General features: G+C 58.3%; 12 protein-coding genes and 1 tRNA gene. 5 read left to right on the top strand and 8 right to left on the bottom strand.

Going from position 1 to position 13,968, the window contains the following annotated elements; translation table 11 throughout:
- Positions 1-21 precede the first annotated feature (21 nt).
- The 4 genes from ACWUI2_RS17540 (at position 22) to ACWUI2_RS17525 (ending at position 4,116) form a co-directional block, all read left to right on the top strand.
- Complete coding sequence (locus ACWUI2_RS17540) at positions 22-1,302, top strand: glutamate-5-semialdehyde dehydrogenase (protein WP_486984147.1); 1,281 nt, start codon at positions 22-24, stop codon at positions 1,300-1,302.
- Positions 1,303-1,312: 10 nt separating this feature from the next.
- Positions 1,313-2,305 carry a hydroxyacid dehydrogenase gene (locus ACWUI2_RS17535; RefSeq protein ID WP_486984146.1) on the top strand — a complete coding sequence of 331 codons (993 nt, stop codon included), beginning with the start codon at positions 1,313-1,315 and terminating at the stop codon, positions 2,303-2,305.
- A 16-nt stretch (positions 2,306-2,321) separates the two neighbouring features.
- A complete protein-coding gene (locus ACWUI2_RS17530) occupies positions 2,322-3,086 on the top strand; it encodes a sugar phosphate isomerase/epimerase family protein (RefSeq protein WP_486984145.1) in 765 nt (254 codons plus the stop codon).
- 139 nt (positions 3,087-3,225) lie between these two features.
- A complete protein-coding gene (locus ACWUI2_RS17525) occupies positions 3,226-4,116 on the top strand; it encodes a cation diffusion facilitator family transporter (protein WP_486984144.1) in 891 nt (296 codons plus the stop codon).
- A gap of 53 nt (positions 4,117-4,169) precedes the next feature.
- Here the strand turns inward: ACWUI2_RS17525 and ACWUI2_RS17520 are convergent.
- From ACWUI2_RS17520 to tig, 4 genes are all read right to left on the bottom strand, one after another.
- A tRNA-Met gene (locus ACWUI2_RS17520) sits at positions 4,170-4,246 on the bottom strand.
- An 81-nt stretch (positions 4,247-4,327) separates the two neighbouring features.
- Complete coding sequence (clpX, locus tag ACWUI2_RS17515) at positions 4,328-5,629, bottom strand: ATP-dependent Clp protease ATP-binding subunit ClpX (RefSeq protein WP_486984143.1); 1,302 nt, start codon at positions 5,627-5,629, stop codon at positions 4,328-4,330.
- Positions 5,630-5,641: 12 nt separating this feature from the next.
- Positions 5,642-6,259, bottom strand: a complete 618-nt coding sequence (locus ACWUI2_RS17510; protein WP_486984142.1) for an ATP-dependent Clp protease proteolytic subunit — start codon at positions 6,257-6,259, stop codon at positions 5,642-5,644.
- 21 nt (positions 6,260-6,280) lie between these two features.
- Entirely contained in the window at positions 6,281-7,591 is a 1,311-nt protein-coding gene (gene tig / locus ACWUI2_RS17505; protein ID WP_486984141.1) for a trigger factor, read from the bottom strand.
- A gap of 302 nt (positions 7,592-7,893) precedes the next feature.
- Between tig and ACWUI2_RS17500 the strand changes: the two genes are divergently transcribed.
- Positions 7,894-8,088, top strand: coding sequence for a hypothetical protein (locus tag ACWUI2_RS17500; RefSeq protein WP_486984140.1), 195 nt, complete (start codon positions 7,894-7,896; stop codon positions 8,086-8,088).
- 504 nt (positions 8,089-8,592) lie between these two features.
- On the opposite strand, the gene ACWUI2_RS17495 is transcribed toward ACWUI2_RS17500, so the two are convergent.
- The 4 genes from ACWUI2_RS17495 to ilvE all read right to left on the bottom strand — a co-directional run bounded on the left by ACWUI2_RS17495 (position 8,593) and on the right by ilvE (position 13,741).
- Entirely contained in the window at positions 8,593-11,085 is a 2,493-nt protein-coding gene (locus ACWUI2_RS17495) for an ATP-dependent Clp protease ATP-binding subunit (protein WP_486984139.1), read from the bottom strand.
- Between the two features lie 18 nt (positions 11,086-11,103).
- Complete coding sequence (locus tag ACWUI2_RS17490) at positions 11,104-12,189, bottom strand: protein arginine kinase (RefSeq protein ID WP_486984138.1); 1,086 nt, start codon at positions 12,187-12,189, stop codon at positions 11,104-11,106.
- A gap of 4 nt (positions 12,190-12,193) precedes the next feature.
- The gene (locus tag ACWUI2_RS17485; RefSeq protein WP_486984137.1) at positions 12,194-12,634 is read right to left on the bottom strand and encodes a UvrB/UvrC motif-containing protein; all 441 of its coding nucleotides are present in this window, start codon (positions 12,632-12,634) and stop codon (positions 12,194-12,196) included.
- A gap of 240 nt (positions 12,635-12,874) precedes the next feature.
- Positions 12,875-13,741 carry a branched-chain-amino-acid transaminase gene (gene ilvE, locus ACWUI2_RS17480; protein ID WP_486984136.1) on the bottom strand — a complete coding sequence of 289 codons (867 nt, stop codon included), beginning with the start codon at positions 13,739-13,741 and terminating at the stop codon, positions 12,875-12,877.
- Positions 13,742-13,968: the final 227 nt, after the last annotated feature.

Raw genomic sequence — 13,968 nt, 5'->3', positions numbered from 1 at the left:
CCGAAATGATGGCGGCCAACTATGAACGAAGACGAAATCGAAAAGCTGGTACGTTCGATGGCGACGGACGCCCGGGCGGCCTCGCTTCAACTGGCCCAGATTCCGGCCGGCCAAAAAGACCAGGCCCTCGAAGCCTTGGCCTCCTTGCTCGAATCCTCCGCCGAACCGATCCTCGAAGCGAATCGCAAGGATATCGAGGCGGGACGGGCCAACGGCCTCGGCGAAGCCCTCCTCGACCGTCTTCTAATCACCCGCGAACGCCTGGCCGGTATCGCCGAAGGAGTCCGGCAGGTGGCCGCCCTCGAAGACCCGGTCGGCGAAGAGATCGAGATCATTCACCGCCCCAACGGCCTTTCCATCCGCAAGCTCCGGGTGCCGATCGGCGTGATCGGGATCATCTACGAATCCCGCCCGAACGTCACCATCGATTGCGCCGTTCTCTGTCTGAAGTCGGGCAACGCCTCCCTCCTCCGCGGCGGCAAGGAAGCCTTCCACACCAACACCGCCTTCGCGGCGATCATCACCCAAGCGTTGACCGAGGCCAGTTTGCCTCCGAAGGCGGTCCAATTGATCCCGACCACCGAGCGCTACGCCTTGAATTGCCTGCTGAAACTAGACTCGCTGGTCCAATGCATCATCCCCCGCGGGGGCGAGGGACTGATCCGGTTCGTCGCGGAAAACTCCCTGATTCCGGTCATCAAGCATTACCAGGGAGTCTGTCATGTTTATCTGGATGAAAAAGCCGACCCAGACATGGCGGAACAGATCGCGGTCAACTCGAAGTGCCAGCGTCCCGGCGTCTGCAACGCGGCGGAAAAAATGCTGATCCATCAAGGTGCCGCCGAAACCTTGCTTCCCCGGGTCGCCCGGAAATTGGCCGATCTAGGAGTGGAACTCCGGGTCGACGAATCCGCCGCCAGGATACTGGAAACCGCGGAACCGCCGATCCCCCACCACCCAGCCGTCGAAAGTGACTGGACCGAGGAATACCTCGCGATGAAACTGGCGGTGAAAGTGGTTCCCTCGCTCGAAGCGGCAGTGGCCCACATCAACGCGCACGGCAGCGCCCACAGCGACGCCATCGTCACCGGCGACGCCGAAGCCGCCCACGCCTTCCTGACCGGCGTCGATTCCGCCGCGGTGTATTGGAACGCCAGCACCCGTTTCACGGATGGATTCGAATTCGGCATGGGAGCCGAAATCGGCATTTCCACCGACAAACTTCACGCCCGTGGCCCGATGGGGCTCAAGGAACTTTGCAGCTACAAATACGTGGTGATCGGAACCGGTCAGATTCGCTGACCCAAAACACATGCTCAAGGCACTCTACATTCTCAAACCCGAAGCGTTCGAATTGATCTACGGTCCCGACGAGCAAGCGGAGATCGCCCGCTTGGTCGACGTCATCGCGGAGCCCCACACCGCCGAATCGATCCGGAAACATCCCGATCTGCTCAGCGAGGTCGAGGTCATCTTCTCCGGCTGGGGCGCTCCCAGGATGGACGAGGAATTCCTCCGCCAAGCGCCGAACCTGAAAGCGGTTTTCTACGGTTCCGGTAGCGTCCGGGGATTCGTGACCGACGCCCTGTGGGAGCGCGACATCGTCCTCTCGCACGCTTCCGCCGCCAACGCGGTGCCGGTGTCGGAGTTTACCCTCGCCACCATCCTTCTCTCCCTCAAACTCACCTGGCGTTGGGCGGCGGCCAACAAGGGCCTCACCACCAAACCCGATCGCGAAGATGTACCCGGAGTTTACGGAAGTACCGTCGGGATGATTTCCCTCGGGAAGATCGGACGTCTGGTACTCGAACGGCTCCGGCCGTTTTCGTTGAACGTGATCGTCTACGATCCGTTCCTCAACGCGGAAGCGGCTCATGCGCTCGAAGTGGAACGAGTCCCGCTCGAAGAGATTTTCGCCCGCTCCAACGTGGTCAGCCTGCACGCCCCCTTGCTCGACGAAACAATCGGAATGATCCGAGGCGAACATTTCGCCGCGATGCGGCCGAACTCCACCTTCATCAACACCGCCCGCGGCGCCATCGTCGACGAACCGGGCATGATCGAGGTCCTCAAACAACGCCCCGATATCCAAGCCATCCTCGACGTCACTTACCCCGAACCACCGGTGAAAGGTTCACCTCTCTACACCCTGCCCAACGTCACCCTCACCCCCCACATCGCCGGGTCGGTGAACGGGGAATGCCGTCGGATGGGACAAGACATGATCAGCGAATTGAAACGTTATCTCAAGAACCAACCGATGCAATGGCGACTCTCCAAGGAGAAGGCGGCGATCATCGCCTAACTTGGAAGCCCGAAACATGCTGACACCTGGTCTCGTCTCGATCACCTTCCGTAAACTCACGGTTTCTGAAATCGTCTCCCTGGTCGGCCAAGCCGGCTTGACCGGCATCGAATGGGGCGGCGATGTCCACGTTCCGCCGGGCGAAACGGAAATCGCCCGCGACGCCCGCCGCCAAACCGAAGAGGCCGGATTGCGGGTCGCCGCCTACGGATCCTATTACCGGGTCGGCAAGAACGAAACCGAACAAGCTCCATTCACCGCCGTCCTGGATAGCGCGGTGGCTTTGGGAGCGCCGACGATCCGAATCTGGGCCGGAACCGTCGGGTCGGAGAAGACCGATCCGCAAATGCGAGCCCGAGTGGTGGAGGAAACCCGCCGGATCGCCGGAATGGCGGCGGAAGCGGGAATCTCCCTCTCGTTCGAGTTCCATGGCAACACCCTGACCGATACCAACCATTCCGCCGCGACGTTACTGCAGGAGGTCGATCATCCGAACGTTTTTTCCCTCTGGCAGCCGGCGGTTGGCGCGTCGAAAGAATACGCGCTCGAAGGGCTGAAGACGTTGCTTCCGAGATTGACCAACGTCCACATCTTCTCCTGGGTGCCCCATGGCACCGACCGACTCGCCTTGACGGACGGCGAAGAACGCTGGAAAGATTACCTGGAGCTCGTCCGCTCAACCGGCCGCGACCATTACGTCCTGATGGAATTCGTCCGCCACGATTCCCCCGAACAGTTTCTCCAGGATGCCGCCGTTTTGCGGCAATGGCTCGCCCGGTAACTCGTCGCACCCCTCGGGGCTGCCTACGTCCCCTTCGAACAAACTGAAAGGCCCGCCGCATTTGGTATTTCGAAACCGAATGACTTCGGTTTAAATTCCCCGAATGGAAGCGCTTCCCACCAACGAGCGGGATCGAAGAATGCTCAGGTTCGCGATGAACCTGTCGCTCGGGGTCGGCGTTCTGATGTTGCTCATTAAATTCGGCGCCTACCTACTAACTGGTTCCGCCGCGATCTTCGCCGACGCGATCGAAACGATCGTCCATGTGATCGCCGTCGCCTTCGCGTCCTTCAGCCTGCGGCTCTCCCAGAAACCGGCCGATGCCGGACATCCTTACGGGCATGCGAAGATCGGCTTCTTTTCGGCCGGAGCGGAAGGCGCGCTCATCATTATCGCCGCGGTTTTCATCATCCATGACGCCATCCAAAAATGGATCGCCGGACTCGTGCTGGAAAACATCGGACTCGGCACCGGTCTGACCGCCTTGACCATCCTGATCAATGGCGCTCTCGGATTCTACCTGATCTGGATCGGAAAACGGAAAAACTCCCTAATTCTCGAAGCCAATGGAAAACATGTTCTGACCGACGCCTGGACCAGCGTCGGTGTCATCGTCGGCCTCGTCCTCACCTTGTTCACCGGATGGCTTCCCTGGGATCCGATCTTCGCGATCCTGGTCGCAATCAACATTCTCTTCGCCGGGTTCGGTCTAATTCGTCGCAGCATCCGCGGATTGATGGACGAAGCGGATCCGCGAGTGCATGCCCAATTGGTCGAAATCCTCGACCGCGAAGCAGGTAAACACAAGATCGCCTACCATGCGCTTCGCCACCGCAATCTCGGCGACGGCCATTGGGTCGACCTCCATCTCCTCTTCGACGATGAGACCCCCATTAAAACCGCCCACGCCATCGCCACCGAAATCGAACGCACCATTGCCAAGACCTTACCGGAGGGATCCATTGTCACGACTCACTTGGAACCGAAGAGAGACCACCTTCGCCTCCATATTCATCCCGGAAGTCCGTGATGACGCTCTGAAAATGGCGAAGGCCGGTTCCTCTCGAGGAAACCGGCCTTCATTGGGTGCAGGGGCTGGATTTGAACCAGCGACCTTCAGGTTATGAGCCTGACGAGCTACCAGACTGCTCCACCCTGCATCAAAGAAAAGATAAACGTGGCATCGGTGATCGTCGCAGTCAACGGATATTTCTGAAATTCCGTCGATTTTTTCCGAGCGATCAAGCGGCGTCTTTTTTCTTCTTCACTTTCTTCGCCGACACCCGCTTCAAACGGGCCTTTCTCCGGCCTTCGACAACCGCCCGGTCGATCACGACTTCCTCAATGTCATCCTTTTGCGGAAGTTCATACATCACTTCGAGCATCAGTTTCTCCATGATGGAACGGAGAGCGCGGGCGCCGGTTTTCAACTCGATCGCCCTTTCCGCAACCGCTCGGATCGCATCCCGAGTAAAGGTCAGGCGCGCACCGTCGATCGCGAAGAGCTTGCTGTATTGCTTGATCAACGCGCTCTTGGTGTGAAGCAGAATTTTCTCCAGGTCGCCGATCGAAAGCGGATCGAGAATCGAGATCACCGGCAAACGTCCAATGAATTCCGGAATCATTCCGAACTTCACCAGATCTTCCGGGGCGATCTGTTTCATCAAAGCCTCCGCGTGATGGAATTCCTGCGCCTCGCTTTGCCCTTGGTGCCCGCCATACCCGAGCACTTTACGACCGGCCCGCCGTTCCACGATTTGCTCGAGTCCGACGTAGGCGCCGCCACAAATAAACAGAACGTTGGAAGTGTTGACCTGGATGTATTCCTGATTCGGATGTTTCCGGCCTCCTTGCGGAGGGACGTTGCAAACCGAACCTTCCAGGATTTTCAAAAGCGCCTGCTGCACCCCTTCCCCCGAAACGTCACGGGTGATCGAAACGTTCTCCGTCTTCCGTCCGATCTTGTCGATTTCGTCGACGTAAATGATTCCGCACTCCGCCCGCTTGACGTCGTAATTGGCCGCCTGGAGGAGGCGCAGGACGATGTTTTCCACATCCTCGCCCACGTATCCGGCTTCCGTAAGAGTGGTCGCGTCGGCGATGGCGAAAGGAACGTCGAGGATGCGGGCCAAAGTCCGGGCCAACAAGGTTTTTCCGGAACCAGTCGGTCCGATCAGCAAAATGTTGCTTTTCTCGATCTCAACGTCCGAGAACTCCGACGAAACCGCCGTTTGCTTCTTCCCTTCCCGCTCGAACATCAGGCGCTTGTAGTGATTATAAACGCCTACCGACAATACCTTTTTCGCCTGCTCCTGTCCGATGATATAGTCGTCCAACACCTTCTTCATTTCGGAAGGCTTGATCAGTTTGAACGGAGTCTCGGAGGTTTCGGGAGCCGGCCGGGCTTCCCGATCGATGATCGTTTTACAGACGTTGACGCAGGAGTCGCAGATGAAAACCTCCGGTCCGGCGATCAACTTTCTGACTTCGTTCTGGGTCTTGCCACAGAACGAACACATGGTCATTTTGGACGATTTCGCCATGCGAGGAGCCGTCTACACCGCTTTACGGATTTCTTCCGCTTGGGCTTTAAGTTCGATCACGTGGTCGACGATGCCGTAATCCTTGGCCTCGGTCGCGCTGAGAAAGTAATCCCGGTCGGAATCTTTTTGAATCTGTTCCTCGGTTTTACCGGTGTGTTTGGCGAGGACCTGGTTCAAGGTCTTCCGCCACTGCAACACCTCACGGGCCTGGATGGCAATATCGGCGGTCTGGCCGGTGGCGCTGCCGGTCGGCTGGTGCATCATCACCCGGCTGTTGGGCAAGGCGTAGCGTTTACCCTTGGTTCCGGCGGCGAGCAAGACGGTCGACATGCTGGCGGCCATGCCGACGCAATAAGTAACGACGTCGCTCTGGAGGAAGTTGATGGTGTCGTAAATCGCCATCCCCCCGGAAACCACCCCGCCGGGGGAGTTGATGTAAAGATGGATGTCGCGCTTGGCATCCTGCATTTGCAGGAAAAGGAGCTGGGCGATCACGGAGTTCGCGACGAAATCGTCGATGGGAGCTCCGATGAAAATGATCCTGTCCTTCAACAGCCGGCTATAGACGTCCATGCTCCGCTCCACGCGGCCGTCGGTTTCAATTACTTGCGGTAGGTAGTACGATGACACGAAAATTGCCTCTCTTTGTGATTAAGACTCTGCCTCGGTGATGCTAGCGTTTTCCAAGAGGAAATCAAGCGTCTTGTCCAAAAGCAAACCGGTCCGGATCGACTCGACCTCGTCCGGGTTTTTCCGCAACTCCTTCACCAGTTGATCCGGCTTCTGGCGACGGCGTTGGGCTTCGAAGAAAACATACCGGCTAATGTCGCCGTCGTCCACCTTGATCTTTTCCGCTTCGGCGACCCGCGCCAAGATCATCTGGGACTTCGCCCGGTTGTGAGCGGCCTTGCGGGCGTTTTCGTGAAGCTCTTCCTTGTGCTTCTCAAATTCTTCCGCGGGCACTCCTTGGCGGAGATTGGTCTCCATGAATTGACGGAGAATGACTTGGGTTTCGCGCTCCACCGCACTTTCCGGCAGCGGGAACTCGACGGCATTCACCAGCTTCTCCGCCACTTGCTGGCGTTGGTTGTTGCGGTTCTCCGTCTTCTTCTGCTGTTCCAAATCGGCACGAATCCGCTCCTTCAACTCTTCCACATTCGCCACACCGAACTGCTTCAAGAAATCTTCGGTCAATTCGGGCAGTACCCGTTCCCGAACTTCGAGCAATTCTACGTCGTAGGTCGCACTCTTTCCCCGAAGCGGCTCTTCCGGGAATTCCTCGGGGAAGCTGACCGTCACTTCCTTTTTGTCGCCGGCTTTCATTCCATCCAAAGCGGCGGTGAAACCCGGGATCGGAGATTCCTCCGATCCGACTTCCTCCCATGTGTTGGCTTGCTTGCCGAAAACGGAACGCTCCGGCGCGATCTCGGCGATCGCCTGGCCGTCGATCTTGCCTTCGTAATTGAGTTTCACGTAGTCGCCCTTTTTGGCTTCCCGCTCGACCACGGTGAAATCCGCCCGCTGGGAACGCAGCTGTTCGACGACTTTTTCGATTTCTTCGTCGGCGACGTTCTCGGAACCCTTGGTGACAGCGATTCCCTTGTATTCCGGCAGATTGAAATCCGGATGGATGTCGACCACGAACTCGATCTGATTTTCCTCGCCCCGTTTTACGCTCTCGGTCGGCCCTTCGATCAGCTTCATCGGTTTGACCTTCGTTTCCTCGAGGGCTTCCCGGTAGGCGGCGGACAAAACCTTTTTGTCCAGCTCCTCGGCGATCTCTCTCGAAAAGCGTTTCGCGACCATCTGGGCGGGGGCCTTCCCGGGACGAAACCCCGGCACCCGCGCGATCTTGACGAATTCCTTCACCAATTCGCCATGCTCTTTCTCCACCTCGTCGGCTCCCACGGTGACCAGGAGCTTCTTGCGAGTGTCGTTAATGTCTTCAATCTTGATGTTCACGTTTCGTTAAGGAAATGTATTGCAGTGACGCAGCGGAGAATTCCGCGAAAAGGGAGAAGAAAAACCATTAACCGAAGGCGGTCAAAGTTTTTCGACGGATCATCACGGTCCGTTTCGCTCATCCCCTCCTCCGATTTCCTTTGCAATCGGAGAGGACCCGCCATAACCTCCCCGTTACATTGGCGGTCGTTCCTGCCAAACACCGCCAAGAGAATCCTGCAAAGGAGGTGAGACTGATTCTTAAGGTAAAGCACTTCATATGCGGCGCCAGTCACTCTTCTCTCGAATATTTCGACGAAGACATGAACCGGTGGATGGAGCGGAACAACGTTCGTACTATTCAGCAAGTTTCCGAATTCTACGGACAATCCCCGGTCGGCATGAGCGGACATCAGGAAAACGTGATTTTCGTGTCGATATGGTATGAAGACGAAAGCGCCGCGAAGTCGAAAGAGACGGTGGCGGTCGAAGCGGAATCCCATGCCGCGGCCGGATGAGACGTACTCTTCCCGTGCCCCCAGGACTCCTTGAATAAAAACGAAAGGGCCGCAGGCGAACCCGCCTGCGGCCCTGAATGTTTATCCTGTCGGATTATCCAGACGACTTTGCCCGTAGTCGGGTCTGGCGGAGTCTGCGGACGATGAAGCACGAAGCTCCGGCTTACGCTCTGGCATTCCCACGACGACAACGTTGCTCAGCATGACACCGGTCCCCCGGTAGCATCCCGGCTTTCGCCGGATTTCCGTCGTGCGCCGTCTACCGTAGTGGGGTTGGCTCCGCCGCCCGACCGCAGCGGCCAAGGACGACCGAACGATCTCGAACCCGCACCTCAAAGGCGGGTTCGATGATCCTTGGACGTATCGAGCATCCTAAAACATAGGGCGGCAAAGCCAACCCCACTACCTGGAAGAGGGGTCCGAACGAGGCGTTGAACGTTCGAGCCTGCCGTAGCAGTGAACGTTCATCACCCCTCTCGGACACCGTTTATTTAAGCTCTTCCATCATGAGGAGACTTCGCTGATCGGCGTCTCCTGCTCGAAGGTGAGATGATCTCCGTCGCGGCGGACGATGATCGGCTCGCCGGTCTTGACGTCGCCCCGGAGAATCGACTCGGCCAACGGATCTTCGAGATAATGCTCGACGGCACGGCGCAACGGACGCGCGCCATACTTTTCGTCGTAGCCTTTCTCGATCAGGAGCAACTTGGCTTCGCGGGTGATATCAAGAACGATTTCCCGTTCCGCCAAACGCTTCGCGACTTTGTCGACTTCGAGTTCGACGATCTTGACCAACTCCTCGCGCCCGAGCGGACGGAAAACGACCATCTCGTTGATCCGGTTCAGGAACTCCGGTTTGAACACGCGTTTCGCTTCGTCGAGGATCTTGTCCCTCGCCTTTTCGAAACCTCCGCCTCCGGCGCCCGGAGCGGTCCCGAAGCCCATCACCCCTTGCGAATGCAGATGGCTGGCCCCGACGTTCGAGGTCATGATGATGATCGTGTTCCGGAAATCGACGGTCCGTCCCAAACTATCGGTCAACCGGCCATCTTCCAACACTTGCAGAAGGAGCTGGATCACGTCCGGGTGGGCCTTTTCGATTTCGTCGAAAAGGATCACCGAATATGGCTTCCGCCGGACCGCCTCGGAAAGCTGTCCGCCTTCTTCGTATCCGACATACCCCGGCGGCGATCCGATCAGGCGGGAGACGGAGAACTTCTCCATGTATTCCGACATGTCGATCTGGATGATCGCATCCTGGTTGCCGAACATTTTGTCGGCGAGAGTCTTCGCGAGATGGGTCTTCCCCACCCCGGTCGGTCCCATGAACATGAACGATCCGATCGGGCGGCGCGGATCCTTGAGATCGGCCCGCGAGCGGCGCAACGCCTTGGCGATGACCACGGTCGCTTCTTCCTGGCCGATGACCGACCGCTGCAACTCGCCTTCGATCTGGAGGAGCTTTTCGGCTTCCTTCCGCTCCATTCGCTGCAATGGAATACCGGTCCAGGCGGCGACGACATGCATCATCTCCTCGTCGCCGACGGTGATGGTCTTTTCCTCGCGGTGCTTCTTCCAGTTTTCCAGCACCTGCTCGCGTTTGGCCCGGAGTTGCTTCTCCTTGTCGCGGAATTCGGCGGCCTCCTCGAAATGCTGCTTGCTGATCGCCTCTTCCTTCTTGGCGCAGACTTCGTCGATCTCGGTCGAGAGATCTTCGATTTCCGGCGGCCGGTTCAGCGAAGCGATGCGGGCGCGGGCCCCGGCTTCGTCCAGGACGTCGATCGCCTTATCCGGCAAGAAACGGCCGGTGATATAGCGGTCCGACAGCTTCGCGGCGGCTTCCAACGAATGGTCGGTAAAGACCACTTTGTGGTGCTCCTCGTATTTGCTCCGGATGCCCTTGAGGATCAAAATCGTGTCGTCGACCGACGGCGCGTCGACCTTCACGCTTTGGAAACGGCGGTCGAGGGCGCTGTCCTTCTCGATGTATTTGCGATACTCCGACAGCGTGGTGGCGCCGATGCATTGCAACTCGCCCCGGGAAAGGGAGGGTTTGAAGATATTCGAAGCGTCCATCGCCCCTTCGGCGGCGCCGGCTCCGACGATGGTGTGCAACTCGTCGATGAAGATGATGATGTTGCGCGCCCGTTTGATCTCCTCCATCACCGCCTTGATCCGCTCTTCGAACTGACCGCGGTACTTCGTGCCGGCCACCATCAGAGCGAGGTCGAGCGTGACGACCCGCTTGTCGGCGAGAATCTCCGGCACGAGGCCGCTGGCGATTTCCTGAGCCAGGCCTTCGACTATGGCGGTCTTGCCGACGCCGGCCTCCCCGATCAGGACCGGGTTGTTCTTGGTCCGGCGGCAAAGGATCTGCACCACCCGGCGAATCTCGTTCTTGCGGCCGATCACCGGATCGAGTTCGCCGCGGCGGGCGAGTTCGGTGAGATCGCGGCCGAAAGCCTTGAGGGCCGGAGTTTTCTGGTCCTTTTTCTCCTCGGGCGACTGACCGCGTCCGCCGGTCGCCATCCCTTCGTCGGGCTCGCCGGTGAATTGCGGATCGAGTTCACTGAGGATCTCGTTGCGGGTCCGTTCGATGTCGACGTCGAGCGCCTTGAGGACCCGGGCCGCCACCCCTTCTCCTTCGCGGAGAAGTCCCAGCAAAATGTGTTCGGTGCCGACGTAGCTGTGATTGAGCGCCTTGGCTTCTTTGCCAGCGAGGGCGAGGACCTTCTTCACCCGCGGGGTGTACGGGATGTTGCCGGTCGGTTTGCCCTCGGGTCCGGTGCCGACCTGCTTTTCGACCGCGTTGCGGACGGTATCGAGGTCCATCCCCATTTTCTGCAACACACTGACGGCGACGCCTTGACCGAGTTTGATCAAGCCGAGAAGCAAATGCTCCGTCCCCACGTAGTTATGATGAAAACGGTCCGCTTCCTTTCTGGCCAACGCCAAGACCTGCTGCGCTCTCGGCGTGAAGTTGTTCATTGGTTCCATGATGTCTCTGGTTGTGGGTTATTCGTTTGTTTTACTTAAATCTGGTTCAGGCAGTTTTGCAAACTCCGCCCGGAGGTGCGCGGCCCGGAGCCGATCGCGTTCGCCCGTCTCCACCTTGAGCTTCTTCGCGGCGTATTGCACGTGGCCCGGCTGACATTCGATCAACAAGCGGTCGACCAGGGAGCGGTGCTCCTGGGGAAAGACCTCCAGATCAATGCCGAGGCGGATCAACGAGAGGAGATTCATCGCTTCAGACGACGCCGTCACGTAGCCATGACGCAACGTCCCGTAGGCCCGGCCGATCTTGTCGAGGATCTTGGCCGCGTCGGTCTCCATCAACTTCGCCCGGGCGTTCATCTCCTGCTCGATCACGGTATTGAGCACGCTGGAAAGTCGTTTGATGATCGCCTCTTCGCTTTCGCCGAGGGTGGTCTGGTTGGAAATTTGAAAAATGCTGCCGCTGGCGTCCGACCCCTCCCCGAACAATCCGCGGACCGCGATGCCGAGTTGGTTGACCGCCCGGATCACTTTCTCCATCTGGTTGGCCAGGGTCAACGCCGGGAGATGCATCATCGTCGAGGCCCGCATCCCGGTGCCCAGATTCGTCGGGCAGGCGGTGAGATAACCGATCTGCGGCGAAAAGGCATAGGAGAGTTGCTCCTCGATCGCGGTGTCGATCGCGTCGATCGCGCTCCAGGCCCGCTTGAAATTAAAGCCGTTGCGGAGGACCTGGATCCGGAGATGGTCTTCCTCGTTGATCATGATGACGCAAGACTGGTCCTTGCTCACCACCGCGCCCGATCCGCTCTTGCTCGACATCAGCTCCCGGCTGATCAGGTGGCGTTCGTAGAGGATCTGCTTTTCGAGGTCCGAGATGTCCTCCGCCTTGACGATGATGGCGTTCTTGGCGGCCTGGAGGCCGGCGATCGCTTCGAGACAAATGTCGGCGATCTTCCGCCGCATGTCCGGCTTCGCCCAACCGGGGAAAGGAAAACCGTGGAGATTGCGGGCAAGCCGGATCCGGGTGCTCAGGACGACCGGGCACTTGGCGCTGGGACTATGCGTCAGCTCCGCTTTGGAATTGAACAGCGAACGAATCGACATCGCTTTATGAGGATCGGTTTTCCGCACCTTGTTTCAATTGGTTGATTTGATCGCGGATCTTGGCGGCGTCCTCGTATCGCTCGGCTTTGACGGCATCCTGGATTTCCTCCTCCAATGCCTTCAACCGCTCGTCGATCGAAACCCGTTCCAACGCTTTGACGGGGATCTTGCCCTTGTGCGTGGTCCCTTTGTGCATGTTTTCCAGAACCGGTGCGAGCAAAGACGTGAAAACCCCGTAGCAATCCGGACAGCCGAGGCGGCCCAGTTTACGAAAATCGTTTTGAGTAAAACCGCACGACGGGCATTTCAACTGCCCCGACGGCGATTCGCCCACGAGAGGCGACTTGACCAACAGGTCGGCGAGTGAGAACCCATTCGGGTCGGTCACCCCTTTGGCCTGTGCGCAAGATTCGCACAGGTCCACCTTGTGGATCTTGTTGTTCAAGATCTGAGTGAGGTGAACCGATGCCAAATTGTCGCAAAGGTTACATTTCAAAGAGTTCGCCATTGTCTTAAGATATCACTTTCTCACGAAAATCGCCGCATTGCGGTCCTTTTCCGGCAATTCTATGCCCCTTGCGCGCAAGATGTAAAGAAAAGCCGCAACCCGAGCGCACAAGCCGCGGCATCTCCATGGAATCCGTCAGTCAACGGGCAGGAAATCCCCCATTGAGGACCGCCGTATTCACAGGAAAGTTCCCTCGCGGCAGACCCGTTTCCGGAATGCCTCGAGGAACTTGCCGGTGATCGGTCCCGGCTTCCCGTCGCCGATATCCCGACCGTCGATCTTGGCCACCGGAACCACTTCCGCAGCCGTGCCGGTCAGGAAACACTCCTCAGCGATCCAGAGATCATAGCGGGTCAAATTGGCTTCGACAAGGGGAATCCCCAACTCCTCCGCGATCTCGATGACGACGTCACGGGTGATCCCCTTCAACGCCCCGCTGCTCGCCGGGGGTGTGTATATTTTGCCCTTGAAGAGGGTGAAGATATTGTCCCCCGAACACTCCGACACATACCCTTGCTCATTGAGCATGATCGCTTCGCTCGCTCCGGCCATCGAGGCTTCGACCCGGGCGAAGATGTTGTTCAGGTAATTCAACGACTTGATCGCCGGACTCAACGTCGCCGGACCGTTCCGCCGGGTCGGAACCGTCACCACGGTCAACCCGCGCTCGTAATGCTCCTTCGGATAGAGCTCGATCTTGTCGGCGATGATGAAGATCGACGGCTTGGCGCACGAGTTCGGCGACAAGCCGAGATTCCCCACCCCGCGGGTGACGACCAACCGGATGTAACCGTCGGTGAGGTTGTTTTGCCGGCAAGTTTCGCAGACCGCCTCGGCGATCTCCGCCCGCGACATCGGCAACTTCAACATGAGCGCCTTGGCCGAAAACTCCAACCGCTCCAGATGCTCGTCCAAACGGAAAACGCACCCTTGATAGAGCCGGATCCCCTCGAACACGCCGTCTCCGTAAAGGACTCCGTGATCGAAAACCGAAATCTTGGCGTCCGCCGCCTCCACTAATGAGCCATCCAAAAATATCTTCATAATTATAGGTAAAGGCCGATCTTAGAAAACTCTTAGAGGATTTGTCGAGGCATCACGCACCATTGTTGGTGACCCGCGACACCAACGCAAATACAGGCAGACGTTTGTGCCACGCCCGTCTCGGAAAGAGTATTTGCTTCATAGACCCCATCCGAAAAGGGTTCGCAGCGACCGGACCGGCCTGGAAACACACCCCACCGCTCTAGCGAGCGGTCCCCCCCTCTCAA

Source organism: Verruconatronum alginivorum, from assembly GCF_056590205.1.
This window is presented reverse-complemented; position numbering and strand designations above follow the sequence as displayed.